21 protein-coding genes are annotated in these 21,742 nt (G+C 74.1%); 13 read left to right on the forward strand and 8 right to left on the reverse strand.

Annotation, left to right across the window (positions count from 1 at the left end; genetic code table 11):
- Positions 1 to 75: 75 nt before the first annotated feature.
- Positions 76 to 1,221 carry a D-alanine--D-alanine ligase family protein gene (locus C1729_RS00715; protein ID WP_242493656.1) on the forward strand — a complete coding sequence of 382 codons (1,146 nt, stop codon included), beginning with the start codon at positions 76 to 78 and terminating at the stop codon, positions 1,219 to 1,221.
- A 13-nt stretch (positions 1,222 to 1,234) separates the two neighbouring features.
- Here C1729_RS00715 and C1729_RS00720 read toward each other — a convergent pair whose 3' ends face one another.
- A complete protein-coding gene (locus C1729_RS00720) occupies positions 1,235 to 1,732 on the reverse strand; it encodes a DUF3515 domain-containing protein (protein WP_242493657.1) in 498 nt (165 codons plus the stop codon).
- Between the two features lie 39 nt (positions 1,733 to 1,771).
- Between C1729_RS00720 and C1729_RS00725 the strand changes: the two genes are divergently transcribed.
- Positions 1,772 to 2,809 (forward strand): thiamine-phosphate kinase, encoded by a 1,038-nt coding sequence (locus C1729_RS00725; protein ID WP_242493658.1) that lies wholly within the window; start codon positions 1,772 to 1,774, stop codon positions 2,807 to 2,809.
- Positions 2,810 to 2,875: 66 nt separating this feature from the next.
- On the opposite strand, the gene C1729_RS00730 is transcribed toward C1729_RS00725, so the two are convergent.
- Positions 2,876 to 3,385, reverse strand: coding sequence for a GNAT family N-acetyltransferase (locus C1729_RS00730; RefSeq protein ID WP_242493659.1), 510 nt, complete (start codon positions 3,383 to 3,385; stop codon positions 2,876 to 2,878).
- A gap of 233 nt (positions 3,386 to 3,618) precedes the next feature.
- Complete coding sequence (rpmB, locus tag C1729_RS00735) at positions 3,619 to 3,810, reverse strand: 50S ribosomal protein L28 (protein WP_102507850.1); 192 nt, start codon at positions 3,808 to 3,810, stop codon at positions 3,619 to 3,621.
- Positions 3,811 to 4,151: 341 nt separating this feature from the next.
- Between rpmB and C1729_RS00740 the strand changes: the two genes are divergently transcribed.
- From C1729_RS00740 to mutM, 8 genes are all read left to right on the forward strand, one after another.
- Positions 4,152 to 5,711, forward strand: a complete 1,560-nt coding sequence (locus C1729_RS00740) for a DAK2 domain-containing protein (RefSeq protein WP_102507852.1) — start codon at positions 4,152 to 4,154, stop codon at positions 5,709 to 5,711.
- A complete protein-coding gene (locus C1729_RS00745) occupies positions 5,708 to 7,984 on the forward strand; it encodes an ATP-dependent DNA helicase RecG (protein ID WP_102507854.1) in 2,277 nt (758 codons plus the stop codon). The genes C1729_RS00740 and C1729_RS00745 overlap by 4 nt, the downstream gene beginning before the upstream one ends.
- 119 nt (positions 7,985 to 8,103) lie before the next feature.
- On the forward strand, positions 8,104 to 8,679 hold the full coding sequence (gene rsmD / locus C1729_RS00750) for a 16S rRNA (guanine(966)-N(2))-methyltransferase RsmD (RefSeq protein WP_102507856.1): 576 nt from the start codon (positions 8,104 to 8,106) through the stop codon (positions 8,677 to 8,679).
- 60 nt (positions 8,680 to 8,739) lie between these two features.
- Complete coding sequence (gene coaD / locus C1729_RS00755; protein ID WP_102507858.1) at positions 8,740 to 9,276, forward strand: pantetheine-phosphate adenylyltransferase; 537 nt, start codon at positions 8,740 to 8,742, stop codon at positions 9,274 to 9,276.
- The gene (locus C1729_RS00760) at positions 9,273 to 9,782 is read left to right on the forward strand and encodes an ATP synthase subunit B family protein (protein ID WP_102507861.1); all 510 of its coding nucleotides are present in this window, start codon (positions 9,273 to 9,275) and stop codon (positions 9,780 to 9,782) included. The genes coaD and C1729_RS00760 overlap by 4 nt, the downstream gene beginning before the upstream one ends.
- Before the next feature lie 133 nt (positions 9,783 to 9,915).
- Positions 9,916 to 10,443: a YceD family protein gene (locus C1729_RS00765; protein WP_242493861.1), complete on the forward strand. Its 528-nt coding sequence runs from the start codon at positions 9,916 to 9,918 to the stop codon at positions 10,441 to 10,443.
- A complete protein-coding gene (gene rnc, locus C1729_RS00770; RefSeq protein ID WP_102507865.1) occupies positions 10,440 to 11,180 on the forward strand; it encodes a ribonuclease III in 741 nt (246 codons plus the stop codon). The genes C1729_RS00765 and rnc overlap by 4 nt, the downstream gene beginning before the upstream one ends.
- Complete coding sequence (gene mutM, locus C1729_RS00775) at positions 11,173 to 12,066, forward strand: bifunctional DNA-formamidopyrimidine glycosylase/DNA-(apurinic or apyrimidinic site) lyase (RefSeq protein ID WP_102507867.1); 894 nt, start codon at positions 11,173 to 11,175, stop codon at positions 12,064 to 12,066. The genes rnc and mutM overlap by 8 nt, the downstream gene beginning before the upstream one ends.
- 32 nt (positions 12,067 to 12,098) lie before the next feature.
- Here mutM and C1729_RS00780 read toward each other — a convergent pair whose 3' ends face one another.
- Complete coding sequence (locus C1729_RS00780; RefSeq protein WP_102507868.1) at positions 12,099 to 12,542, reverse strand: hypothetical protein; 444 nt, start codon at positions 12,540 to 12,542, stop codon at positions 12,099 to 12,101.
- A gap of 434 nt (positions 12,543 to 12,976) precedes the next feature.
- Between C1729_RS00780 and C1729_RS00790 the strand changes: the two genes are divergently transcribed.
- On the forward strand, positions 12,977 to 13,684 hold the full coding sequence (locus tag C1729_RS00790; RefSeq protein WP_102507871.1) for a DUF1345 domain-containing protein: 708 nt from the start codon (positions 12,977 to 12,979) through the stop codon (positions 13,682 to 13,684).
- A gap of 58 nt (positions 13,685 to 13,742) precedes the next feature.
- On the opposite strand, the gene C1729_RS00795 is transcribed toward C1729_RS00790, so the two are convergent.
- Complete coding sequence (locus C1729_RS00795; protein ID WP_102507873.1) at positions 13,743 to 14,225, reverse strand: HXXEE domain-containing protein; 483 nt, start codon at positions 14,223 to 14,225, stop codon at positions 13,743 to 13,745.
- Positions 14,226 to 14,352: 127 nt separating this feature from the next.
- Here C1729_RS00795 and C1729_RS00800 point away from each other — a divergent pair, with 127 nt between their 5' ends.
- Both C1729_RS00800 and C1729_RS00805 read left to right on the forward strand, forming a co-directional pair.
- Positions 14,353 to 15,027, forward strand: a complete 675-nt coding sequence (locus tag C1729_RS00800; RefSeq protein WP_165375379.1) for a response regulator transcription factor — start codon at positions 14,353 to 14,355, stop codon at positions 15,025 to 15,027.
- Positions 15,027 to 16,400: a dipeptidase gene (locus tag C1729_RS00805; RefSeq protein WP_102507874.1), complete on the forward strand. Its 1,374-nt coding sequence runs from the start codon at positions 15,027 to 15,029 to the stop codon at positions 16,398 to 16,400. Before C1729_RS00800 ends, C1729_RS00805 begins: the two co-directional genes overlap by 1 nt.
- Before the next feature lie 85 nt (positions 16,401 to 16,485).
- Here C1729_RS00805 and C1729_RS00810 read toward each other — a convergent pair whose 3' ends face one another.
- From C1729_RS00810 to cydD, 3 genes are read right to left on the reverse strand one after another with little or no spacing between them, the layout of a single operon-like run.
- The gene (locus C1729_RS00810; RefSeq protein ID WP_242493660.1) at positions 16,486 to 18,225 is read right to left on the reverse strand and encodes a GAF domain-containing sensor histidine kinase; all 1,740 of its coding nucleotides are present in this window, start codon (positions 18,223 to 18,225) and stop codon (positions 16,486 to 16,488) included.
- Complete coding sequence (gene cydC, locus C1729_RS00815; RefSeq protein ID WP_102507876.1) at positions 18,222 to 20,018, reverse strand: thiol reductant ABC exporter subunit CydC; 1,797 nt, start codon at positions 20,016 to 20,018, stop codon at positions 18,222 to 18,224. Before cydC ends, C1729_RS00810 begins: the two co-directional genes overlap by 4 nt.
- Positions 20,015 to 21,733: a thiol reductant ABC exporter subunit CydD gene (gene cydD / locus C1729_RS00820; RefSeq protein ID WP_102507877.1), complete on the reverse strand. Its 1,719-nt coding sequence runs from the start codon at positions 21,731 to 21,733 to the stop codon at positions 20,015 to 20,017. The genes cydC and cydD overlap by 4 nt, the downstream gene beginning before the upstream one ends.
- Between the last annotated feature and the right edge of the window lie 9 nt (positions 21,734 to 21,742).

The raw sequence follows: 21,742 nt of genomic DNA on the forward strand, positions 1-21,742 counted from the left end.
CGCCCGCACGACCCCTCCGGGCGTGCTGGAACGGGCGCGGGTCCATCTCGTGGTCCGGCGGTAGGCTTGCCCGCGATGGACACGCTCAGCACACCCCCCGCCACCGTCCCCGGCACCCGCCCCCGCGTCATGGTCCTCTTCGGAGGCCGCTCGGGCGAGCACGCCATCTCCTGCGCGACCGCCGCCGGCGTCCTGCGCGCGATCGACCGGGAGCGCTGGGACCCGGTCCCCGTCGGCATCACCCGGCAGGGCCAGTGGGTCGTCGCCGCCGACGACCCTGCGGCGTGGGAGATCACCGACGGCCGCCTGCCCGAGGTCGAGGCGTCGCACGCCGACGTCGTCCTTCCCATGGCCACGCACGCGCGGGAGGTCCAGGTTCTCGCGCCCGGCGAGGTGCCGAGCGCGCTCGGTGCCGTCGACGTCGTCATGCCGCTCATCCACGGGCCGTTCGGCGAGGACGGCACGCTCCAGGGCATGCTCGAGATGTCCGACGTCCGCTACGTCGGTGCCGGCGTCCTCGCGTCGGCCGTCGGCATGGACAAGCACTACATGAAGGTCGTCTGCGAGTCCGAGGGGCTCGCGGTCGCGCCCTACGTCGTCGTGCGCCCGGGCGCGTGGGAGCGTGAGCGCGACGCGTTGCTCGCGCGCATCACCGAGCTCGGGCTCCCGCTCTTCGTCAAGCCCGCCCGCGCCGGCTCGAGCCTCGGGATCTCGAAGGTCGACGACCTCGCCGACCTCGACGCCGCGATCGTGGCGGCCCGCGAGCACGACCCCAAGGTGCTCGTCGAGCAGGGTGTCGTCGGCCGCGAGATCGAGTGCGCGGTCCTCGGCGGGCACGGGGGCGACCGTCCGCGCGCCTCGCTGCCCGGCGAGATCGTCGTGCGCGATACCAACCGCGCGTTCTACGACTTCGACGCGAAGTACCTCGGCGAGGGCGACGTCGAGCTCTCGTGCCCCGCCGAGCTGCCCGCGCACGTCGTCGCCGCCGTCCAGGACGTCGCGGTGCGCACGTTCGAGGCGCTCTCGGCCGAGGGGCTCTCGCGCGTCGACGTCTTCGTCACGCCCGACGAGCGCGTCATCGTCAACGAGATCAATACGATGCCCGGGTTCACGCCGTTCTCGATGTACCCGCGCATGTGGCAGGAGTCGGGGCTCGGCTACGCCGAGCTCATCGACGAACTGCTGACGCTCGCGCTCGAGCGGCCCACCGGACTGCGCTGAGCCCCTGCCAGCCTCAGTAGCAGTGCCGCGTCTGCGGCGCGGCGGACACCGCGCGGTTGAGGTCGACGACGGCCGCACCCGACGTCCCCGCGGGCACGCGCACCTCGACGGCTGGGGTGCGGCCGTACGTCGTGAACACCCAGTCGCCCGTCCCCGGTTCCTCGACGACGATCCAGTCGACGCTCGCGCCCGTGACGTCTGCGATCGCCTGGCACTGCTCGGTCGTCGGGCCGGGCGGCTCGACGCCGCAGCGGAGCGTCACGGCCTGCGCCGTCGTGCCCCACGCGGCCGTCGCCTGCGCGGACGCGGTGATGCGGTCGAGGTTCCCGAGCCTGTCCGGCACCGCGAGGACGATCGACGCGCACAGCGGGTCGGTTGCGTAGGGCGCCGCGGCGAGCGAGATCGACGGAGCGCACGCCGCGAGCGGCGCGGCGACGGCCGCGGCGGCGAGCAGAGCGGCGAGCGGACGGCGCGCAGGGACCTGGGACGACGGACGGTCGGGGAGGGGCACGGCTCCACGCTACCCGTCCGGCACCGTTAGGTTGGGCGCGTGACACTTGTGACCTCGCCCGACCCGGACCGCGACCGACTGACGCTCGTCGGCGACCTCTCCGAGTCGGAGCTCCTCGCGCGCTTCGTCCCTCTGCTCGGCGCGCCGGGCGCCGCGCTCGTCGGACCGGGGGACGACTGCGCGGTCCTCTCGGCACCCGACGGGAAGGTCGTCGTGAGCACCGACGTCCTCGTCGAGGACGTCCACTTCAGACGGGCCTGGTCGAGCGCCCGCGAGGTCGGTCGGCGTGCGGCCGCGCAGAACCTCGCGGACGCCGCGGCCGTCGGCGCCGTCCCCACGGGGCTCGTCGTCTCGCTCGTCCTGCCCGGTGAGCTGCCGGCCGTGTGGGTCGAGGACCTCGCGCGCGGCCTCGACGACGCGTGCAGGCCGTGGGGAGCGGGGGTCGTCGGCGGGGATCTTGCCGGCGGGCCGCTCGTCGTCCTCGCCGTGACCGTCCTCGGCGACCTCGAGGGCCGGGCGCCCGTGCTGCGCTCGGGAGCCCGGCCCGGTGACGTCGTCGCGCACGCGGGCGTCCGGGGTCGCTCCGCTGCGGGGTTTGCGCTTCTCGACGCGGGTCGCGCCGACGACGCCCGCGTGCCAGCTGACGTGCGCGCGGTCGTGCTCGACGCGTTCCGGGTCCCGTCGCCTCCGGTCGGGGCCGGCCGCGCCGCGGCGGTCGCGGGCGCGACCGCGATGCTCGACGTGTCCGACGGGCTGCTGCGCGACGCCGGACGGATCGCGTCCGCGAGCGGCGTGAGGCTCGCGATCGACGATCCGGCGGACGCTTTCGCCGACGACGTCGCGTTGCTCTCACCCGTCGCCGCTGCGCTCGGCGCGGACGCGACGCGGTGGGTGCTCACGGGAGGTGAGGATCACGGCATGCTCGCGACCTTCCCGCCCGGCGTGGCGCTGCCCGACGGCTTCCGGACGCTCGGACGCGTCGAGGAGCTGCCGGCGGGCGGGGCGAGAGTCACCGTCGGGGGTCGGGCCGTGCCTGCCGGGGGCGGCTGGGACCACTTCGGACCGGGGAAGGATTGAGGACCGGGGACGGACTGAGGGGCTCCGACCAGCGCGGCGGTGCCGCGCGGTGAGGCGGCCGGTGACTCAGGAGCTCGTGCGGACGTAGCGCACCTCGGTGAGGTGCGTGCCGCCGAACTCCTCGAGCCGCTCGACGCCGTCCGGCGCGAGCCCGTGGCGGCGGTAGAAGTGACGCGCGCGCTCGTTGTCCGCGAAGACCCAGAGCGTGAGCCGCGCGGTCTCGGGGACCTCCGTGAGCAGCGTCCGCATGAGCTCGCGCGCGGCGCCCGTGCCCCAGGATTCAGGGGAGAGGTAGATGGCGTAGAGCTCGAGGTCGCCGTCGTCCGCGTCCTCGTCCCTGGCCGGCCCGAGGGTTGCGAAGCCGATCGTGCGGTCAGCGACCTCTGCCACCCACGTGCGGATGTGCGTGTCGGCGAGGTAGCCGTGCCACCGCTGCTCGCGCGCGTCGACGTCGAGCGTCGCGAGGACGTCGTCCGGGACGATGCCCGCGTAGGCGCTGCGCCACGACGTGGTGTGGATGCGCGCCACCGCGGGCGCATCCTCGACCGTCGCGGTCCGGATCGTCAGGGCGTTCATCTCCTGCACCATGTGCCAAGACTGCCACCCGATCGGTCATGGGTCCACCGGGAAGAGGCAAAGGACCCGCGATGTTCACCACGGGGCGGTGCGATCGTCGTCAAAGAACCACGTCACCCGCTCGGGGTGCGTCGTGTCTCGGGGACGTGTGCGCCTGACGCCGCCGTGACGGATCTGGGAACGACGAAGGCCCGCGTCCCCGGAGGGATGCGGGCCTTCGTTAAGCCGTGGGCTCAGGCAGGGCGCTGGACCTTGCCGGCCTTGAGGCACGAGGTGCACACGTTCACGCGCTTGGGCGTGCCGTTGACGATCGCACGGATACGCTGGATGTTCGGGTTCCAGCGGCGCTTGGTACGCACGTGCGAGTGCGAGATGGAGTGCCCGAAGCTCGGACCCTTGGCGCAGACGTCGCAGTTGGCGGCCACTGTCTCTCCTGAAATAGTCGGTCGTGCGAGCCGCGTGGACGCGGCCGAGGCGTGAAGTCGGGGTGGCCTGGACATGACCTGACCCTGCGAAGAGGAGTCGTGGGCCTGCATCGAGCGCACCGCCGGGCCCGGGTCGTCCCGGGCAACCTGAACAGAGTACCTGATCGGCACCGCCACTCCCAAACACGTGGACGGACACGTCCTGTGGCGTGCGTCTCGCCGGTTGTCGGTCGTGCCGCCTACTGTGGACGCGACCTCGCCCGCAAACTTGCTCGTGGACGCTCGGTGCCCCGCGGCCGTGGCATCGTGGAGGCGTCCGTCCGACCCCAAGGAGACTCCCCGTGGAAGCCCGTCTCGACGCCGCCGCGGTCCGACGCTGGGCCGACCTCGCGGTCGCCGCGCTCGAGAACGCGCGCGAGCGGATCGACGCGGCGAACGTCTTCCCCGTCGCGGACTCCGACACGGGGACGAACATGCTGCTCACGCTCACTGCGGCACGGCGTGCGGTCGACGACGCGGAGGACGACGCGGCGGGTGCGCTCCACGATCTCGCGCGCGGCGCGCTGCTCGCGGCGCGCGGCAACTCCGGGATCATCCTCTCCGAGCTCCTGCGAGGTCTCGCCGTCGGCGCCGAGCGTGCCACCCGGGCCGACGGCCCGAGCGGGCACCTCGCGGGCCTCGACGCGGCGGGCGTCGCGATCGCCCTCCGCACGGGCGCGGGCGCGGCTCGCGCCGCGGTCGCGCGGCCGGCCCCGGGCACGATCCTCACGGCCGCGGATGCCGCGGCGTCGGCCGCGGAGCGTGCCGCCGCCGACTCGGGAGCGACGGCCGCCGGTGTCGTACGGGAGGCCGTCGCCGGCGCGCGGACCGCCGTTCTCGGCTCTCCCGACGAGCTCGACGTCCTCGCCCACCACGGCGTGCTCGACGCTGGGGCGTTCGGCCTCACGCTCGTCCTCGCGGCGCTGCGCGACGCGCTTACGGACCCCGCCACCCGCGATGCGGCGGCCTCCGCCGTCGACCTCCCCGACGACCTTGCGGCCTCCGGCGGCCGCCGTGACGCCGGCACGCTGCACCCGGGCCACCTGGTCTCCGCGGGCGAGGCCGACGGTGCGTTCGAGGTCATGTACGTCGTCGAGGCCGAGACCGACGGCGGCGACCTCGCCGACGGGCTCCGCGCACGGCTCCGCGCGGTCGGCGAGTCGGTCGTCGTCGTCGGCGGCGACGGCGTCTGGCAGGCGCACGTCCACACCGACACGCCGGCGGCAGCCCTTGAGGCGGCCGAGGGAGCTGGCCTCCGGCAGGTGTGCGTCCGCTCTCTCCTCGTTTCTCCGGGCGACGTCGGCGTCGTCGCCGGGGTGAGGAGCCCCGGCCTGCTCGCGGACGCCGCCGGCACGGGAGCCGTCGTCCTCGCGCGCACCGACCGGCCGTGGACGCCGTCGGAGCTCGTGCGCGTCCTCGAGGACACGGGTCGCGACCGCATCGTCACCGTGCTGCGCTCCGACTCGGTCGCGACCCTGCGCCGGTCCCTGCATCGCATGCCGGGCGTCACGGTCGAGGCGGTGGTCGTGCCCGACGACCTCCACGTTGTCGCCGCGCTCACCGCGCGCGAGGAGTCGCTCGGTCAGCACGGCGACGAGGCACGGGCGCTCGAGGACATGCGCGCCGCGGTCGCTGCGCTGCGCTGGTGCGACCTTGACGTCCGCACGGCCGACGTCGCCGCGGGGCTCACAGGCCTCGGCGAGCCCGGCGACGTCGGGCTCGCGATGGTCCTCGTCGGCGGCGGTGTCCCCGCCGACGACCTCGCGACGTGCCGCGCGCACCTCGAGGCCCGGCCCGGCCTCGACGTCGTCGAGCTCTTCTCGGGCCGCGACGACACGGTCCTGCGGGTGGGGCTCCTGTGAGCGAGCTCGCGGTCCCCGCCGACGCCTCGGGGCTCGACGCACCGCTCGAGCGCGTCCTCGGGAAGCCGACGGCCAAGGGCCTCGCGACGCTCGGCCTCACAACCGTCGGCGACCTCCTGCGGCACTACCCGCGGCGCTACGTCGAACCCGGTGAGCGCACGAGCATCGCCGACCTCGAGGTCGGCGCACACGTCACGGTCGTCGCGCAGGTCGAACGCGCGACGGTCCGCACCATGCGGGCGCGCTCAGGCGCGATCCTCTCGGTCGTCGTCACGGACGGGTCCCGCAGCCTCGACCTGTCGTTCTTCGCGCGCCACGCGGGCGCGCTGCGCCCGCACGAGTCGCGGCTCGTGCCGGGACGTCTCGCGCAGTTCTCGGGCACCGTGAGCGAGTACCGCGGCGCCCTCCAGCTCACGCACCCCGACTACGAGGTCATCGAGGACGCCGAGGGGCTCGGCGAGATGCCGCCGACCCCCATTTACCCCGCGACCGCGCAGATGCCCTCGTGGAAGACGGCGCGCGCGGTGCGGGCCGTCCTACCCGCGCTCGTCGACGGCCTCCCCGAGCCCGTGCCGCTCGAGGTCCGCGCGCGGCGCGGTCTCATGTCGCTGCCGGACGCGATCCGCACCGTGCACGCGCCTGCCAAGGTCGCCGACGCCTACCGGGCGCGCCGCACGCTGCGCTTCGAGGAGGCGCTCGTCCTCCAGACCGAGCTCGCCCGCCGCCGTCACGCCGCGCTCGTCCTCTCGGCCGTGCCGCGGCCGCGCGTCGAGGGTCCGTCGCTCCTCGCAGACCTCGACGCCCGTCTGCCGTTCGACCTCACGGCGGGGCAGGGCGCGGGCGGGGAGGGGATCGCCGCCGACCCCGGGCGGGCCCACCCCATGCAGCGGCTCCTCCAGGGTGACGTCGGCTCGGGCAAGACGCTCGTCGCGCTGCGCGCGATGCTCCAGGTCGTCGACGCGGGCGGGCAGGCGGTCCTCCTCGCGCCGACCGAGGTCCTCGCCCAGCAGCACCACCGCACGCTCACGGCGCTCCTCGGCCCGCTCGCCGAGGGCGGCCTGCTCGGTGGTGACGAGCGTGCGACGCGCGTCGCGCTCCTCACGGGGTCGCTCGGCGCCGCGGCGACGCGTGAGGCGCTTCTCGATGCGGCGAGCGGCCGCGCGGGCATCGTCGTGGGTACGCACGCGCTGCTCTCCGAGAGGGTCCAGTTCGCCGCCCTCGGTCTCGTCGTCGTCGACGAGCAGCACCGCTTCGGCGTCGAGCAGCGCGACACGCTGCGCACGCGGGGCGACGACGTGCCGCACATGCTCGTCATGACGGCGACGCCCATCCCGCGCACGGTCGCGATGACCGTCTTCGGGGACCTCGAGGTGTCGACGCTCACCGAGGTGCCCCAAGGGCGCGCGGGCATCACGTCGCACGTCGTGTGGGCCGACCGGCCCGCCTGGATGCAACGCGTCTGGCAGGTCGTCCGCGAGCACGTCGACAGGGGCGAGCGCGTCTTCGTCGTGTGCCCGCGGATCACGGGCGACGACGCCACGTCCGACGGCGCCGACCTGCTTGACGACCTCGCCGCGCAGCTCGGCGGCGGCACGTCGTCGGGCGCCTCGTCGTCCGACGGTCGTGCCGCTGGCGGCGCGGGCGCGGGCACCCCGCCCGCGCGGCGCGCGGTCGAGGACGTCGTGCGCGAGCTCGAAGGCATGCCCGTCCTCGGGGGCGCGGCGATCGGCACGCTCCACGGCCGGATGTCGTCGGACGAGCGTGACCGCGCGATGGCCGCGTTCCTCGAGGGGCGCACGCAGGTCCTCGTCGCGACGACCGTCATTGAGGTCGGCGTCGACGTGCCGCTCGCGACCGTCATGGTGATCCTCGACGCCGACGTCTTCGGCATCTCCCAGCTTCACCAGCTGCGTGGTCGCGTCGGCCGCGGCACGCTGCCCGGCACGTGCTTCTTCGTGACACGCGCCGAGGAGGGCTCGGACGCCGCGCAGCGCCTCACGCACCTCGCGGGCACGACCGACGGCTTCGAGCTCGCGCTCCTCGACCTCTCGGTGCGCCGCGAGGGCGACGTGCTCGGCGCGTCGCAGTCGGGCGGCGCGAGCTCGCTGCGGCTCCTGCGCGTCGTCAAGGACGCGGACCTCATCGCGGAGGCGCGCGAGGAGGCGACGGACCTCGTCGCGGCCGACCCGACGCTTGCGGCGTTCCCCGCGCTCGCGGCCGCGGTCGAGGCGCGGCTCCGGGGCGTCGAGACCGCGTTCCTCGACCGCGGCTGAACGTCCCGCGGGCTGCAGCGTCCCCAGCCACGGTCCGGCCCCAGGGGCCACGGCCCGCACCCGGAGGGTCGGGGCGCCGGCTGCCCGATGCTGCGCGTTGCGGGCCCTAGGCTGTTCCCGTGACACGGATCGTGGCCGGACGCGCCGGCGGACGCAGCCTCAAAGTGCCGCCCAAGGGCACGCGCCCGACGAGCGACCGGGTGCGCGAGGCGATGTTCTCGCGCCTCGAGCACTACGACGTCGTCGACGGCGCGCGGGTCCTCGACCTCTTCGCCGGCTCGGGCGCCCTCGGGCTCGAGGCCGCGAGCCGCGGCGCCGCGGCCGTCGTCCTCGTCGACGCGTCGCGCCAGGCCGCGGACGTGTGCCGCGCGAACGCTGCCGCGACCGGGCTCACGGCCGTCGTCACGGTCGTCGTCGACCGTGCCGAGCGCGTCGTCGCGCACCCGCCCGCGCAGCCGTGGGACCTCGTCCTCGTCGACCCGCCGTACGACCTACCGGACGCGACCGTCGACGCGCTCCTCGAGGCGCTCGCGGTCGACGGCGCCCTCACGCCCGGCGCGGTCGTCGTCGTCGAGCGCTCACGGCGCACCGCACCTCCGACGTGGCCCGCCGGGTGGAGCGAGATCGCTCACAAGGACTACGGCGAGACGAGCATCTGGTACGGGGGACCCGATGGCGATGACGCGCCCGCCTGAGCGGGACGTGTGCCGCGCGGGGACCGGGCTGTCACCGGAGGCATGGTCTAGCGTGGAGAGGTGACCATCGCCGTCTGCCCGGGGTCGTTCGACCCATTCACGCTCGGACACCTCGACGTCGTGCGCCGCGCCCGACGCCTCGTCCCCGAGGTCGTCGTCGGCGTCGCCCGCAACTCCTCGAAGTCGTCCCTCCTCACGCTCGACGAGCGCCTCGACGTCGCCCGCGCCGCGGTCGCTGACCTCGCGGGCGTGCGGGTCGAGCCCGTGCCCGGCCTGCTCGTCGACTTCTGCCGTGAGATCGGCGCGACCGTCGTCGTCAAAGGCCTGCGCGGCGGCGCCGACTACGACGCCGAGGTGCCGATGGCCCTCATGAACCGTCACCTCGCGAGCGTCGAGACCGTCTTCGTCGTCGGCGACGGCGCGCTCGCGCACGTCGCGTCGTCCCTCGTCAAGGACGTCGCCCGCTTCGGCGGACCGATCGACGACCTCGTCCCGCCGGGCGTCGGCGACGTCGTGCGGGCCGCGCTCGCACGACGCGCCGCCGACGCAGACCCTGCCCGGCCCCGCACCGACCGTCCCTCCGAGGAGCCCCGATGACCGAGCAGCAGCACCCCACCGAGGACGAAGTTCCCAGCCTCCCCGCGCTCGTCGACGAGCTCGACGCGCTCGTCACGCACGCGCGCGCCATGCCGATGTCGGCGTCCGTGCTTATCAACCGTGCCGAAGCGCTCGCGCTCGTCGACGACCTGCGGGCCGCGATGCCCGCCCAGCTCGACCGCGCCGACGAGGTGCTCTCGGATGCCGACCGCGTGCTCGCGGACGCTGAGGAGCAGGCGGAACGTGTCATCGCGACCGCGCGGACGCGAGCCGCTCAGCTCGTCGCCGAGGAACAGGTCGTCGTCCAGGCGCGAGCCGAGGCCGCGCGGATCGTCGAGGAGGCGCACGCGCAGGCGGACACGCTGCGGCGCGAGGCCGACGACTACTGCGACCGGCGTCTCGCGGAGTTCGAGATCGACCTCGGCAAGCTCGTCCTCCAGGTGCAGGCCGGCCGCGCCAAGCTGGCGGAGCGGCTTGATGACGGCGCGTCCGCCTCGAGCGACTAGCATCGGAGGACCGCCGCGCCGATCCAGCGTGCGGCTCGAAGAACAGCAGGCAACGATCGTGGACCACCGCACGCCCGACCCTCGCGACCCCTTCGTCCTCGACGTGCACGACCTGGGGCGCTCACCAGGGTCGATGCGCGCGCTCGACACGACGCTCGAGGCCCCGGCCGGGTTCGGCACCGACATCGTCGCTGTGCCGGAGGGCTCGTCGGTCCACCTCGACCTGCGCCTCGAGGCCGTCATGGAGGGCGTGTACGTCTCGGGCCTCGTGACGGCCGACGCAGTGGGGGAGTGCGCTCGCTGCCTCACCGAGCTCGAGATTGACGTCGACGTCGACGTCGCCGAGCTCTTCCTCTACCCCGAACGGGCAGCCGCCCTCGCGGAGGAGCAGGCCGACGAGGAGAACCCCGACGAGGTCTACCTCGTCGAGAACGAGCTCATCGACCTCGAGCCGCCGCTGCGCGACGCGGTCGTCACGTCTCTGCCCTTCTCGCCCCTGTGCCGTCCCGACTGCCAGGGGCTGTGCTCGGAGTGCGGCGCGGACCTCAACGACCCGGCGAACGAGGGCCACTCCCACGAGATTCTCGACCCGCGCTGGAAGGCGCTCGCCGCACTCGGCGGCGGTGATGCCGACGACACCGCTGAGGGGGGCGAGCGATGAGCGCGGCCGAGAGCACCCTCTCGCCGTCGGACCTGCTCGAGACGCTCGGGATCGACGTTGACCCTGAACTCCTCGTCCTTGCGCTCACCCATCGCAGCTTCGCGCACGAGGCGGGTGGCATCCCGACGAACGAGCGCCTCGAGTTCCTCGGGGACTCGGTGCTCGGGGTCATCGTCACGGAGGCCCTCTTCCGCCGGCACTCCTCGCAGCCCGAGGGTGAGCTCGCGAAGATGCGGTCGGCGACGGTCTCGCAGCGCGCTCTCGCGGAGGTCGCGAGGACGCTCGACCTCGGCCAGTACATCCTCCTCGGCAAGGGGGAGCGGCGCACGGGCGGACGTGAGAAGGACTCGATCCTCTCCGACACGGTCGAGGCGATCATCGGTGCCGTCTACCTCACGCACGGGCTCGAGCGCACACGGCGCTTCGTCCACACGCTCGTCGACCCGCTGCTCGACGCTGCCGCGGGGCTCGGCGCGGGGCTCGACTGGAAGACGAGCCTCCAGGAGGCGTCCGCCGAGGCCGGTCTCGGCGCGCCACGCTACGAGTCGGACTCCGAGGGGCCCGACCACGCGCGGGTCTTCACGTCACGCGTCGTGCTCGCCGGGGTCGTTCGGGGCACGGGGCAGGGCACCGCGAAGAAGCACGCGGAGCAGATCGCGGCGGAGGAGGCGTACGAGTGGGTCCAGGTGCACCTCGCCGCGACCGCCGTGCAGGAGGAGCCCGCCGAGGGTGCCTGAGCTTCCTGAGGTCGAGACCGTCCGCGACGGTCTCGCCCGGCACGTCGTCGGTCTGAGCGTCACCCGGGCGGAGGTTCTCGCGCACCAGAGCGTGCGCCGCCACGAGGGCGGCGGGCCCGACCTCGTCGGACGGCTCGCGGGCCTGCGGCTCGCGGCCGCGGTGCGGCGCGGCAAGTTTCTGTGGCTGCCGCTGTCCGACGCGTCCGGGCCGACGGGTGAGGCACTGCTCGCGCACCTCGGCATGTCGGGTCAGCTCCTCGTCTCCGACGCGCCTTTGCCTGCCCGCCGGCACCTGCGGGCCCGGATCCTGCTCGGCGAGGACGGCCGCGCGCTCGACTTCGTCGACCAGCGGATGTTCGGCTACCTCGCGGTGAGCGAGCTCGTCCCGACGTCCGACGGGCTACCCGGAGGGCTCGGCGCGCCGGACCCGTGGCTGCCCGCACCCGTCGCGCACGTCGCGCGCGATCTTCTCGACCCGGCGGTCGACGTCCGCGCGCTCGCCCGCGCCGCCCGCACGCGCCGGACCGCGATCAAGCGACTGCTGCTCGACCAGACGTTCGTCTCGGGCGTCGGCAACATCTATGCCGACGAGGCCCTGTGGCGGGCGCGCGTCCACCACGCGCGGGCTGCGTCGGGCATCGCCGAGAGACGCCTCGTCGATCTCTTCACGGCCGCGCGGGACGTCATGACCGAGGCCCTCGTGGTCGGCGGCACGAGCTTCGACGCGCTCTACGTCAACGTCAACGGCGAGTCCGGCTACTTCGCGCGCGGCCTCAACGCCTACGGGCGTGAGGGCGAACCGTGCCCGCGGTGCGGCACGCCCCTGCGCCGCGAGGCGTTCACGAACCGCTCGTCGTTCTTCTGCCCGAGGTGCCAGCGTCGCTGAGGCCGCCGCGGGCGGCGGAGATCGGGGGACGGTCAGACGAGCGGTGCCCAGACGAGCTCCCAGAGCTCGGCGCGAGCGAGGCCCGCGAGCCGGCAGAAGAGCTCGAGGTGCGCGTCCTCGGGGTCATCGATCTCCTCGAGGCCCTGCTCGGCGGGGACAGCAACGCCCTGGTCCTCGACGACCTTGCCCTCGGCAACGACCCGGAATCGCGGGCTCTCGCCGAAGACCCGCAGCGTGTAGGTGTCGGCGACGCCTGCAAGCTCGACGACTACCGTGCCGGCGGCGGGATGCGCTGGCAGCTCGAACATCGTCATCGTCGGGTCGCAGACGACCGTGTGGTCACCGACCGCCGCCGCTGAGGGCCCAAGCACCTCGCTGCTGCTCGCCTCGTCGAACGTGGTGACCTCCGACGGCGACGCGCCGAGGGCTGCGGGATCGGTGCGGGGGAGGAGTATGAGGGCAAGGTTGTGCGACATGCGATAAATACTAGGGCTTTCCCGATCTTTTCCCAGGCCGGAGGGGTGGCGGCGGCATCTGACGGGTTGCGTGGAGAGCCTCGAGCGACGCCGACCCCGGGTCGTTGTCCACGAGGCGCGGTGTCGACGGGCGACGGGCGTGAGGCCGGGCCGCCCCGGGCTTGCGGGGATCGATGTCGTCACGCCTGTCTCCGCTCGTGTGCTCAAGGGCGTGGACGAGTCGCTCGGTCTGCCACCCGTGACGGTTCCGACGCTCTCGACGCGGGAAGCGCTGGCTCGTCGGCGTGACTTCGCGCGTCGGACCTGCGCGCCCCTGCGCCGCGAGGCGTTCACGAACCACTCGTCCTTCTTCTGCCCCGTCTGCCAGCGGCGGCGGTGAGCGGCGCGGTGAGCGGCGGCCGTGAAGGTGCGCGGCGCGTCGTAGACTCCCCGCCATGCCTCGCCCTCGTCGTGTCCGTGACATCCCCCTGCGCTTCGACGACGGGTTTCGCGGTGCGATCGCGATGCTCGTGTCGGTGCCGTTTGTCGTCGTGGCCTTGCTCATGCTCAGGGGGCCGCAGGACGACCTCGGGACGGCGCTCGCGTGGCTGTGCGTGTCCTTCACGGTGTTCTTCATCGTCTACAACGCGTGGACGCACCTGCTGCTGTCGAGGGAGGACGCGCGCACGGTGACGCGGCTCGCGGCACTCCAGCATCGCCGTGGTGCGAGCACGCTGTCGAAGGCTCTGGGCCTGAGGTCGGCCGAGGAGTGGGGCGTGACGGCAGCGGCGACGGCGCTCGTCATCTCGATCGCCGCGGCGGTCGTGGGGGCGCGTGACGGTGGACTGCTGCTGCCGGTGCTCGTGCTTGTCACCGTCGCGTCGACGTGGGTGTCGGTCGTCTACGCGTTCGCGTTGCGCTACCTGCGGCTCCACGCGGCGGGGGAGCGGATCGACTTCGGGCTCGACGAAGATCCCGAGTTCGGGGAGTTCCTCTCGATGGCGGTGATGGTCTCGGCCGTCGGCGCGCTCTCGGGCGGGACGCCGCGCACGCGTGCGGGACTCACCGCGGTGCGCGTCCAGACGGTCGTCGCGTTCGCGTTCAACACGATCGTCGTCGCGATGGCGGTCTCGCTCATCACGGGGCTCGTCACGTCGTCCTGACCACCGGCACCGCGCCCCGTCCCGGGGCAGGTGCCCCGCCTGTCAGCGGCCTCGCTTGTCAGCACCGCCGTGACGCTGGCAGGAGTCGCGCGAGGACGTGACAGACGAGCGCCGCCGGGACGAGGAGCGCGGCGCCCCGTGCGTAGTCGGCCGCGCGCAGAGGCGTGCCCTCGAGCTCGAGCTCGCGGCGCGCGGCCGTCGCGCCGGGCAGCATGACGGGCAGGGCCGTCGCGACGCCGGGCGTGTAGCCCCGCTGGAGGACGGAGGCGCCGACGTGCGTCGCGACGTGCGCCTCGAGGCCTGCGACGACCGCCCGGTAGAGCCGTGAGCGGCCGCCGAGGCCGCGACCTGCGCGGCACGCGGCGGCGACGAGCACGCCCATGAGCCCGACCGCGACCCACGACTGCCGGTGGTCCATGCGCAGCACCTCGACATCTGTCGCGTTGGCGGCGCGCTCGCACGCGACGGGGAACGCCATGGCCTCCTCGACGTCGTGGAGCGCCCAGGCGAGGAAGAGCGCAGAAGGTCCGTTCCGTGGCATGCGGCTGACGATAGTGCGCTCACGTCGTCACCGCAGGGCGAGCGCCGGCGCACGTCGGGACAGGACGCGACCGTCACACGCGCGAGATAGGGCGTCAACCGTGCGGCGCGCTGGGTACGATGGTCCTATGCGAGCGACGAACGCCCCTGACACGTCCGGTGAGCCGATCACCGTCATGATCGTCGACGACCACGAGGTGGTCCGCCGTGGCATCGCCGAGGTCGTCGACAGGTCCGAGGGCCTGAGCGTCGTCGCCGAGGCGGGCTCGGTCGCCGAGGGTGAGCGACGTGCGGCGCTCGTGCGGCCCCAGGTGATCCTCGTCGACCTCCAGCTGCCCGACGGCACCGGCATCGACCTCATCACCAAGCTGCGTGCGAGCGGCTCCGAGGCGCGGGCGATCATCCTCACGTCGTTCGACGACGACCGGGCGCTCGCCGAGGCCCTCGAGGCCGGCGCGGCCGCCTACCTCCTCAAGAGCGTGCGCGGCGCCGAGATCTCCGACGTCATCCACGCGGTCGCCGCGGGACGCGTGCTGCTCGACGAGCGCACCGTCACCCGTCGTCGTGCCGAGCATGAGGACCCGACGGCCGACCTCACGCCGTCCGAGCTGCGCGTCGTCGACCTCATCGGTGAGGGCCTCTCCAACCGTGAGATCGCCGAGCGGCTCTCCGTCGCCGAGAAGACCGTGAAGAACCACATCACCTCGCTCCTCGCGAAGATGGGCCTCCAGCGCCGGACGCAGGTCGCGGCGTGGGCCGCGAGCCGCAAGAACCGCGAGTGGGCGGCGACGGACAAGCACTGATGACTGACGCCGGCATGCTCCGCCCCATCGTCCAGGGACTCATGCCCCGCGCCCTCGCCGAACTCGGCGAGCTCGTCGCCATCCCGTCCGTCGCCGACGCGGCGCTCGTCCCGCACGAGCGACTCGTCGAGGCGGCCGAGCTCACGCGCGACCTCTTCACCGAGGCGGGCGTGCCGTGCGAGCTCGTCCCGACGCCCGACGGCACCGACGCCGTTGTCGGTCACCTGCCCGGCCCCGAGGGCTCACCGACGGTCCTCCTCTACGCGCACTACGACGTCCAGCCGCCGCTCGACGCACAGGCGTGGACGACCCCGCCGTTCGAGCTCACCGAGCGTGACGGTCGCCTTTACGGCCGCGGCTCGGCCGACTGCAAGGGCAACATCGTCGCCCACCTCACCGCGCTGCGCGCCCTGCGTGCGTGGACCCAGGAGACCGGCCGGCCGATCCCCGTCGGCATCCGCGTCGTCGTCGAGGGCTCCGAGGAGCAGGGGACCGGAGGGCTCGAGCACCACCTGCTCGCGCACCCGGACACCTACCCGGCGGACGTCATCCTCGTCGCCGACGCGGGCAACGTCGCCGCGGGCCAGCCGACGCTCACGGTCTCGCTGCGCGGCACTGCCGACGTCGAGGTCGAGCTCCGCACGCTCGCCGGACCGCTGCACTCGGGCGCGTACGGGGGCGCGGCTCCGGACCCCGTCGCGGCCCTCGTCGCGCTCCTCGCGACCCTGCGCGACGCCGACGGTGTCGTCACGGTCGACGGCCTCGACACGTCGGGCACGTGGGACGGCGCACCGTACGACCTCGCGACGTTCCGCTCCGACGCGGCGATCCTCGACGGCGTCGACGTCACCGGGACGGGCACCGTCGCGGACGCGCTCTGGGCGCGGCCCGCCCTCACGATCACGGGCATCGACGTGCCGAGCGTCGCGAACGCCGTCAATGCCGTCCAGGCGTCGGCGCGTGCCCGCCTTAACCTGCGTGTCCCGCCCGGCATGGACCCCGCCGCGGCGCAGGACCTCCTCGTCGCGCACCTCGAACGGCACGTGCCATGGGGCGCGCACGCGACGATCGTCCGCGACGTGCCCGGCTCACCGTTCCTCGCCCGCACCGACGGCCACGGCTTCGCGGTCCTCTCCGACGCGCTCGCCGAGGCTTTCGGTACCGAGCGCACCGTGACGAGCGGCCAAGGCGGCTCGATCCCGCTGTGTAACGTCTTCCAGCAGGTCAACCCCGACGCCGAGATCGTCCTCATGGGCTGCGAGGAGCCGGCGAGCCTCATCCACGCTCCCAACGAGTCGGTCGACCCGTCCGAGATCGAGGCGCTCGCGCTCGGCGAGGCGCTCTTCCTCCTCCGCCTCGGGACCCCGGCGTAACCGTCACGCAGGAATCCGCGCATCTGGTCACTCCCAGCGACCATCTGCGCGGATTCTCGTGTCTGGGGACGCGGGGGCGGGGGCGCTACTGGAGCGGGACCGACCAGCGGACGAGCGTGCCCGCGCCCTCCGGGTTCGGCTCGAGCGTGAACTCGCCGCCGTGCTGACGGGCGCGTGACGCAAGGTTTCCCGTACCGGAACGCCGGCCCGTGACGTTGTCGAGCCCCACGCCGTCGTCGCGCACCTCGACGACGACCTCGCCGCCGCCCGCGACGCCCGGCAGCATGTCGACCGCGAGCGACGTGATCGCGACCGTCACCTGCACCGACGACGCGTGCGCGTGCCGCGCCGCGTTCGCGAGGCCCTCGCGCACGACCGCGACGACGTCGTCCGCAAGACCGTCGGCGACGAAGTCGTCGACAACCGTCTCGTCGTCCGCGAGCGACGGCTCCGCGCGCGACTCCGAACCGAGGACGTGCCCGTCGATCGTGATGACGAGCGACGGCGCGAAGGACAGCCCCGTGCGCGCGAGGCTCGCCTCGCGCCGCAGCCGCTCGACGAGACCCGTCGCGGCATCCGGGTCGCGCAGCGCGTGGACGATCGCGCGGATCTGCTTGACGGTCGAGTCGACGTTGTCGAGCGACTCCTCGACGATGCTCACGAGCTCGGTCGCGTCGGCGCCGCGCGCGGCGCGCCGGCGCACGGTCTCGAGCTGCATGCCCGTCGCGAAGAGCTGCTGGATCGCAAGGTCGTGGAGGTCGCGGGCGATGCGGTCACGCTCGCCCGCGAGCTCGGCCTCGGCCTGCGACTGGCGGGCCGCCGCGAGGATCATGGCGATCGCGGCCTGTCCCGCGAACGTCTCGGCGGTCGCGAGGTCGGTCTCGTCGAACGGCTCGCGACCCGGCCTGCGCAGCAGGACGAGCACCCCGACGGGGTCCTCGGGCGTCCCCATGGGGGCGTAGAGCGCAGGGCCGAAGCGGCGCATCTCGGGGACCCGGATGCCGGGGGCCGTCGCGAGGTCGAGGAGCACGCCCCAGCCCGACGCGAGCGCGGTGCCCGCGATGCCGTCGGGCGGCACCTCGACGCCGAGGATCTCGGTGTTCGACCACCCCTCGGCGAACTCGATGAAGAGCCGCTTGCCGACGCCCGGCAGGATGAGCGCAGCCGTGTCGGCGTCCGCGATGGACCGGGACGTCGAGACGATCTCCTGGAGGATCTCCTCCTCGTCCTTCTCGCCCGAGAGCAGGAGCGTCGTGAGCTCCTGGCCCGCGCGCAGCCATCGCTCCCGCCGTGCCGCAAGCTCGTAGAGCTGCGCGTTTTGGATCGCGACGCCCGCCGCGGCGGCGAGCGCCTCGACGATGTACGCGTCACGGCGCGTGAACCCGCCGGGCTTCTCCGCGAGGTAGAGGTGGCCGAAGACCTTGTCCCGGACGCGGATCGCGGTGCCGAGGAACTGGTGCATGGGCGGGTGCCCGGGCGGGAACCCCTCGAAGGACGGGTCTTTCATGAGGTCGAAGAGCGTGAGCGTGCCGCGGTCGGGAATGTTGCGGAGCACTCCGTGGAAGCCGGGCGGGTGGGGCAGGTTCTCGGCCGTGCGCTCGTCGATGCCGACCTGGACGAAGAGGATCGAGTCGCCCGCGGGCGAGAACGAGTTGATCGCGGCGTACGGGGCGTCCGTGAGGCTCGCGCACGTCTCGACGAAGTTCTGCAGGACGGCTGGCAGGTCGAGGTCGGACGCGAGGCCGAGCACGGCGCCGAGCACCTCGTCGTCGATCTTGTGAGGCCTGTGGACAGCCATGCCGGTCTCCCCGTGGTTCGTCGTCACCGGGCCTCCGCACGTTCGAGGTCCCACGCCGTACGGTACGCGGGCAGGTGCTCGAGCAGAAAAGCGTGGGAGCCGCGCGCGACGACGCGAGCCGCGGGACGCGGCACGTCCGGTGCTGTCGGAGCGTCGGGGAGTGCGAGGACGAGCACCTCGTCGACCGCGTCGAGCGGCGTGAGGCGGTGGGTCGCGACGACGATGCCACGGCCCGCAGCCGCGAGACGCGGGAGGACCTCGGCGACGAGAGCGTCGGCAGCACCCGGCTCGACGTGCTCGGCGGGCTCGTCGACGAGGAGGATCGGGGCGTCGGCGAGGACGGCACGCGCGAGGAGGAGGCGTCGACGCTCACCGCCGGAGACGGTCGCTCCGCCAGGGCCGAGGAGCGTACCGAGCCCGTCGGGCAGTGCGTCGAGCCACGCGCCGAGGCCGAGGAGTCGCAGGGTCTCCGCGGCCTCGGCCTCGGTGACGGTGCCGCGTGCGACGCGGAGGTTCTCGAGGACGCTCGTCGCGAAGACGTGGGCGTCCTCGGCGGTGACGACGCTCGAGCCGGCGGGGCTCGTCACGGTTCCGGCGGCGGGCTCGAGGAGCCCGCCGAGCGTGAGGAGCGCTGTCGTCTTGCCGATGCCGCTCGGCCCGACGAGGGCGACGACGCGTCCCGGCGTGACGTCGAGGTCGAGGCCCTCGACGACGGGGGCGCGTCCGGGCCATGCGCACGCGATGCCGGCGGCCGCTACCCGGGGCGCGTCGGGCCCGGTGGCGTGCGCAGGAGCGTCGGCCGTCGGAGGGGTCGCGAGGACGTGGGCGCTCACGGATCCGTCAGGGTCGCACGCGTCGAGGAGGGCCGCGATGCGGCCCGCGGCGGCGCGCGAACGGTGGAGCTGGACGGCTGCGGCGGGCAGGAGCGACGTCGCCTCGAAGGCCGCGAGCGGCACGAGCGCGACGACCGCGAGCTCGACGGGCGCGAGCATGCCTGCGTCGACGGCGGGAATGCCGAGGACGAGCGCGCCGAGGAGCGCGACCCCGACCGCGACGTCGGCGATCGCGGCGGCGACCGCGAGGGGCGCGGCGGTGCGGTCGCGGGCCGCCGACATCTCGCGGTCTGCGGCGCGCAGCCGCGCCCGCTCGTCGTCGAGAGCTCCCGTCACCTGCAGGAGCGCGGAGTCCTCGAGGAGCGTGAGGGCGGCGTCGGTGACGCGAGCGCGAGCGTCGACGGTCGCGGCCTCCGAGGCGCGTGTCGCGCGGGTCGTGAGCCACGGGCTCACGACGCCCGCGACGAGCAGGCACAGCGCGAGCACGAGCGCGGCCGACGGCAGGAACGCGCCGACGGTGATGACGGCCCCGAGCGAGAGGACGACGGCGACGCCCGCGGGCACGAGCGCGCGCACGACGACGTCGCCGACCGTGTCGGCGTCCTGGCCGGTGCGCGCGAGGAGGTCGCCGCGCCGGAGCCCCGCGACCGCGTCGAGGCGGCCGGCAGCGAGCACGCGGTAGAGGTTGGTGCGGAGCGACGCGACGCCGCGGAGCGCGACCTCGTGGGACGCGAGCCGCTCGAGGTAGCGGAAGAGGCCGCGACCGATGCCGAAGGCGCGCACGCCGACGGTCGCGACCGAGAGCGAGAGGACCGGCGGCATCTGCGAGGCGCGGGCGATGAGCCACGCGGAGACGGCGGCGAGGGCGAGGGCCGAGCCGAGCGCGAGCGAGCCAAGCCCGACAGCGGCCAGGGCGCGGACGGGGGAGACCTCGAGCAGCGGCAGGACGCGACGCAGCGGGTCGCGCCGGGGTGCGGGGGCGGTCATGCGTCGGCCCCCCCGGCCACAGCGGCGGGCACGTCGTCGCGAGCCGTCACCTCGACGACGGCGTCGGCGGCGGCGACAAGCGACGCGCGGTGCGCGACGACGAGGACCGTCCGGCCCTGCGCACGCAGCGCCGCGACGGCGGCGAGCACCTGCTCCTCGCTCAGCGCGTCGAGGTGCGCGGTCGGCTCGTCAAGCACGACGACGGGCCGTGCCGTGACGAGCGCACGGGTGAGGTGGACGCGCTGGCGCTGGCCGAGGCTCAGCCCCGTGCCGCCCTGGCCGACGGGGGAGTCCCAGCCGCCGGGCAGCGTCGTGACGACGCCGTCGAGGCCCGTCGCGCGGGCGGCGTCGAGCTCGGCGGGCGTCGGTGCGCCGGTCGTCGCGCGGACGCCCCGTACCGCGGCGAGCACGGTCGCCGGAGCGGGCGGCGCACGCTGCGGCACCCACGTGACGAGCTCGTGCCACGACGTGAGGTCGACGTCCGCGAGGTTGTGCTCGGCGCCGTCGACGACGATGCTCACGCCGCCGGCGTCGGGTGCGGCGAGCCCGAGCAGGGCGAGGACCGCGGTCGACTTGCCCGCGCCGTTGGGGCCGACGAGCGCCGTCACCTCGCCCGGGCGGGCCACGAGCGTGAGGTCGGCGGGGGCCGTGCGACCGCGCCCCCCCGCGACGACGGACAGACCGTCGAGCCGCACCTCGACGCGCGGCGCGGAGTCGGCGGCCGGCAGCGTCACGGTGCCGCGCGGCCGGGGTGTCGCGTCGGGGTGCTCGATGACGTCGAACGCGGCCTCGGCAGCCGCGAGCCCGTCGGTCGACGCGTGGAAGTGGAGGCCGACCTGCCGCAGTGGCAGGAACACCTCGGGTGCGAGGACGAGCACCGCGAGACCCGTCTGGAGGTCGAGGTTGCCGTGGACGAGGCGCATGCCGATGGTCACGGCAACGAGCGCGACGCACAGCGTCGTGAGGAGCTCGAGGACCATGCCCGAAAGGAACGCGATGCGCAGCGTGCCCATCGTGGCGCGACGGTGCGCGTCGCCGAGGGTCCGGACCCGTGCTGCGGGACCGTGCTCGCGCCCGAGGGCGCGGAGCGTCGGCAGGCCCGCGAGGAGGTCGAGCGTCTGGGCGCCGAGCCGCTGCATCGACGTGAGGCGCCGCTCTGAGACGCCCTGGGTCATGACGCCGACGAGCCACATGAAGATCGGCACGAGCGGGATCGTCGCAAGGATGATCGCGCCCGACACCCACTCGTGCCACCACACGACCGCGAGGGTCGCAGGCGTGAGCGTCGCGGCGAGCAGCAGCTGGGGGAGGTACCGCACGAAGTACGGCTCGAGGTCGTCGAGGCCCCGCGTCGCGAGCGTCGTCACGGCAGGCCCGTCACCGCCCGCGAGCCAGCGGGGGCCGCGCGCGAGCGCGGCGTCGACGACCTGTCCGCGCAGGTCCGCGACGACGCGCGTCGCGGCGCGGTGCGCGTAGCGCTCCTGGAGGCCGACGACGAGCATGCGGACGACGATGACGCCGGCGAGCCACCCGAGCAGCCCGCGGGCCTCCGAGAGTGGCCGGGCGTGCGTGATCGCGGGCGCGAGGATCGCGGCGAGGAGCAGTGCTTGGGCGACGACGAGCCCCGCGGTGGCGACGCCCGCGGCCGCCGTCACGAGGACGTGGCCGCGGGCGTCGCGCGCGTGGGCGAGGAGCCGCGGGTCGAGAGGCTTCACAGACCTATC

It is taken from the genome of Sanguibacter massiliensis, assembly GCF_900240335.1.
In the GTDB taxonomy this organism is placed as follows: Bacteria; Actinomycetota; Actinomycetes; order Actinomycetales; family Cellulomonadaceae; genus Flavimobilis; species Flavimobilis massiliensis.

Excerpts from the sequence above, each read along its gene's own strand:
- C1729_RS00790 (WP_102507871.1), top strand. The coding sequence starts at position 12,977 with ATGCCTCGCCCTCGTCGTGTCCGTGACATCCCCCTGCGCTTCGACGAC.
- cydC (WP_102507876.1), bottom strand. The coding sequence starts at position 20,018 with ATGACCGCCCCCGCACCCCGGCGCGACCCGCTGCGTCGCGTCCTGCCG.
- C1729_RS00805 (WP_102507874.1), top strand. The coding sequence starts at position 15,027 with ATGACTGACGCCGGCATGCTCCGCCCCATCGTCCAGGGACTCATGCCC.
- C1729_RS00800 (WP_165375379.1), top strand. The coding sequence starts at position 14,353 with ATGCGAGCGACGAACGCCCCTGACACGTCCGGTGAGCCGATCACCGTC.
- C1729_RS00765 (WP_242493861.1), top strand. The coding sequence starts at position 9,916 with ATGCGCGCGCTCGACACGACGCTCGAGGCCCCGGCCGGGTTCGGCACC.
- C1729_RS00715 (WP_242493656.1), top strand. The coding sequence starts at position 76 with ATGGACACGCTCAGCACACCCCCCGCCACCGTCCCCGGCACCCGCCCC.
- C1729_RS00730 (WP_242493659.1), bottom strand. The coding sequence starts at position 3,385 with ATGAACGCCCTGACGATCCGGACCGCGACGGTCGAGGATGCGCCCGCG.
- C1729_RS00780 (WP_102507868.1), bottom strand. The coding sequence starts at position 12,542 with ATGTCGCACAACCTTGCCCTCATACTCCTCCCCCGCACCGATCCCGCA.
- C1729_RS00760 (WP_102507861.1), top strand. The coding sequence starts at position 9,273 with ATGACCGAGCAGCAGCACCCCACCGAGGACGAAGTTCCCAGCCTCCCC.
- C1729_RS00795 (WP_102507873.1), bottom strand. The coding sequence starts at position 14,225 with ATGCCACGGAACGGACCTTCTGCGCTCTTCCTCGCCTGGGCGCTCCAC.
- rnc (WP_102507865.1), top strand. The coding sequence starts at position 10,440 with ATGAGCGCGGCCGAGAGCACCCTCTCGCCGTCGGACCTGCTCGAGACG.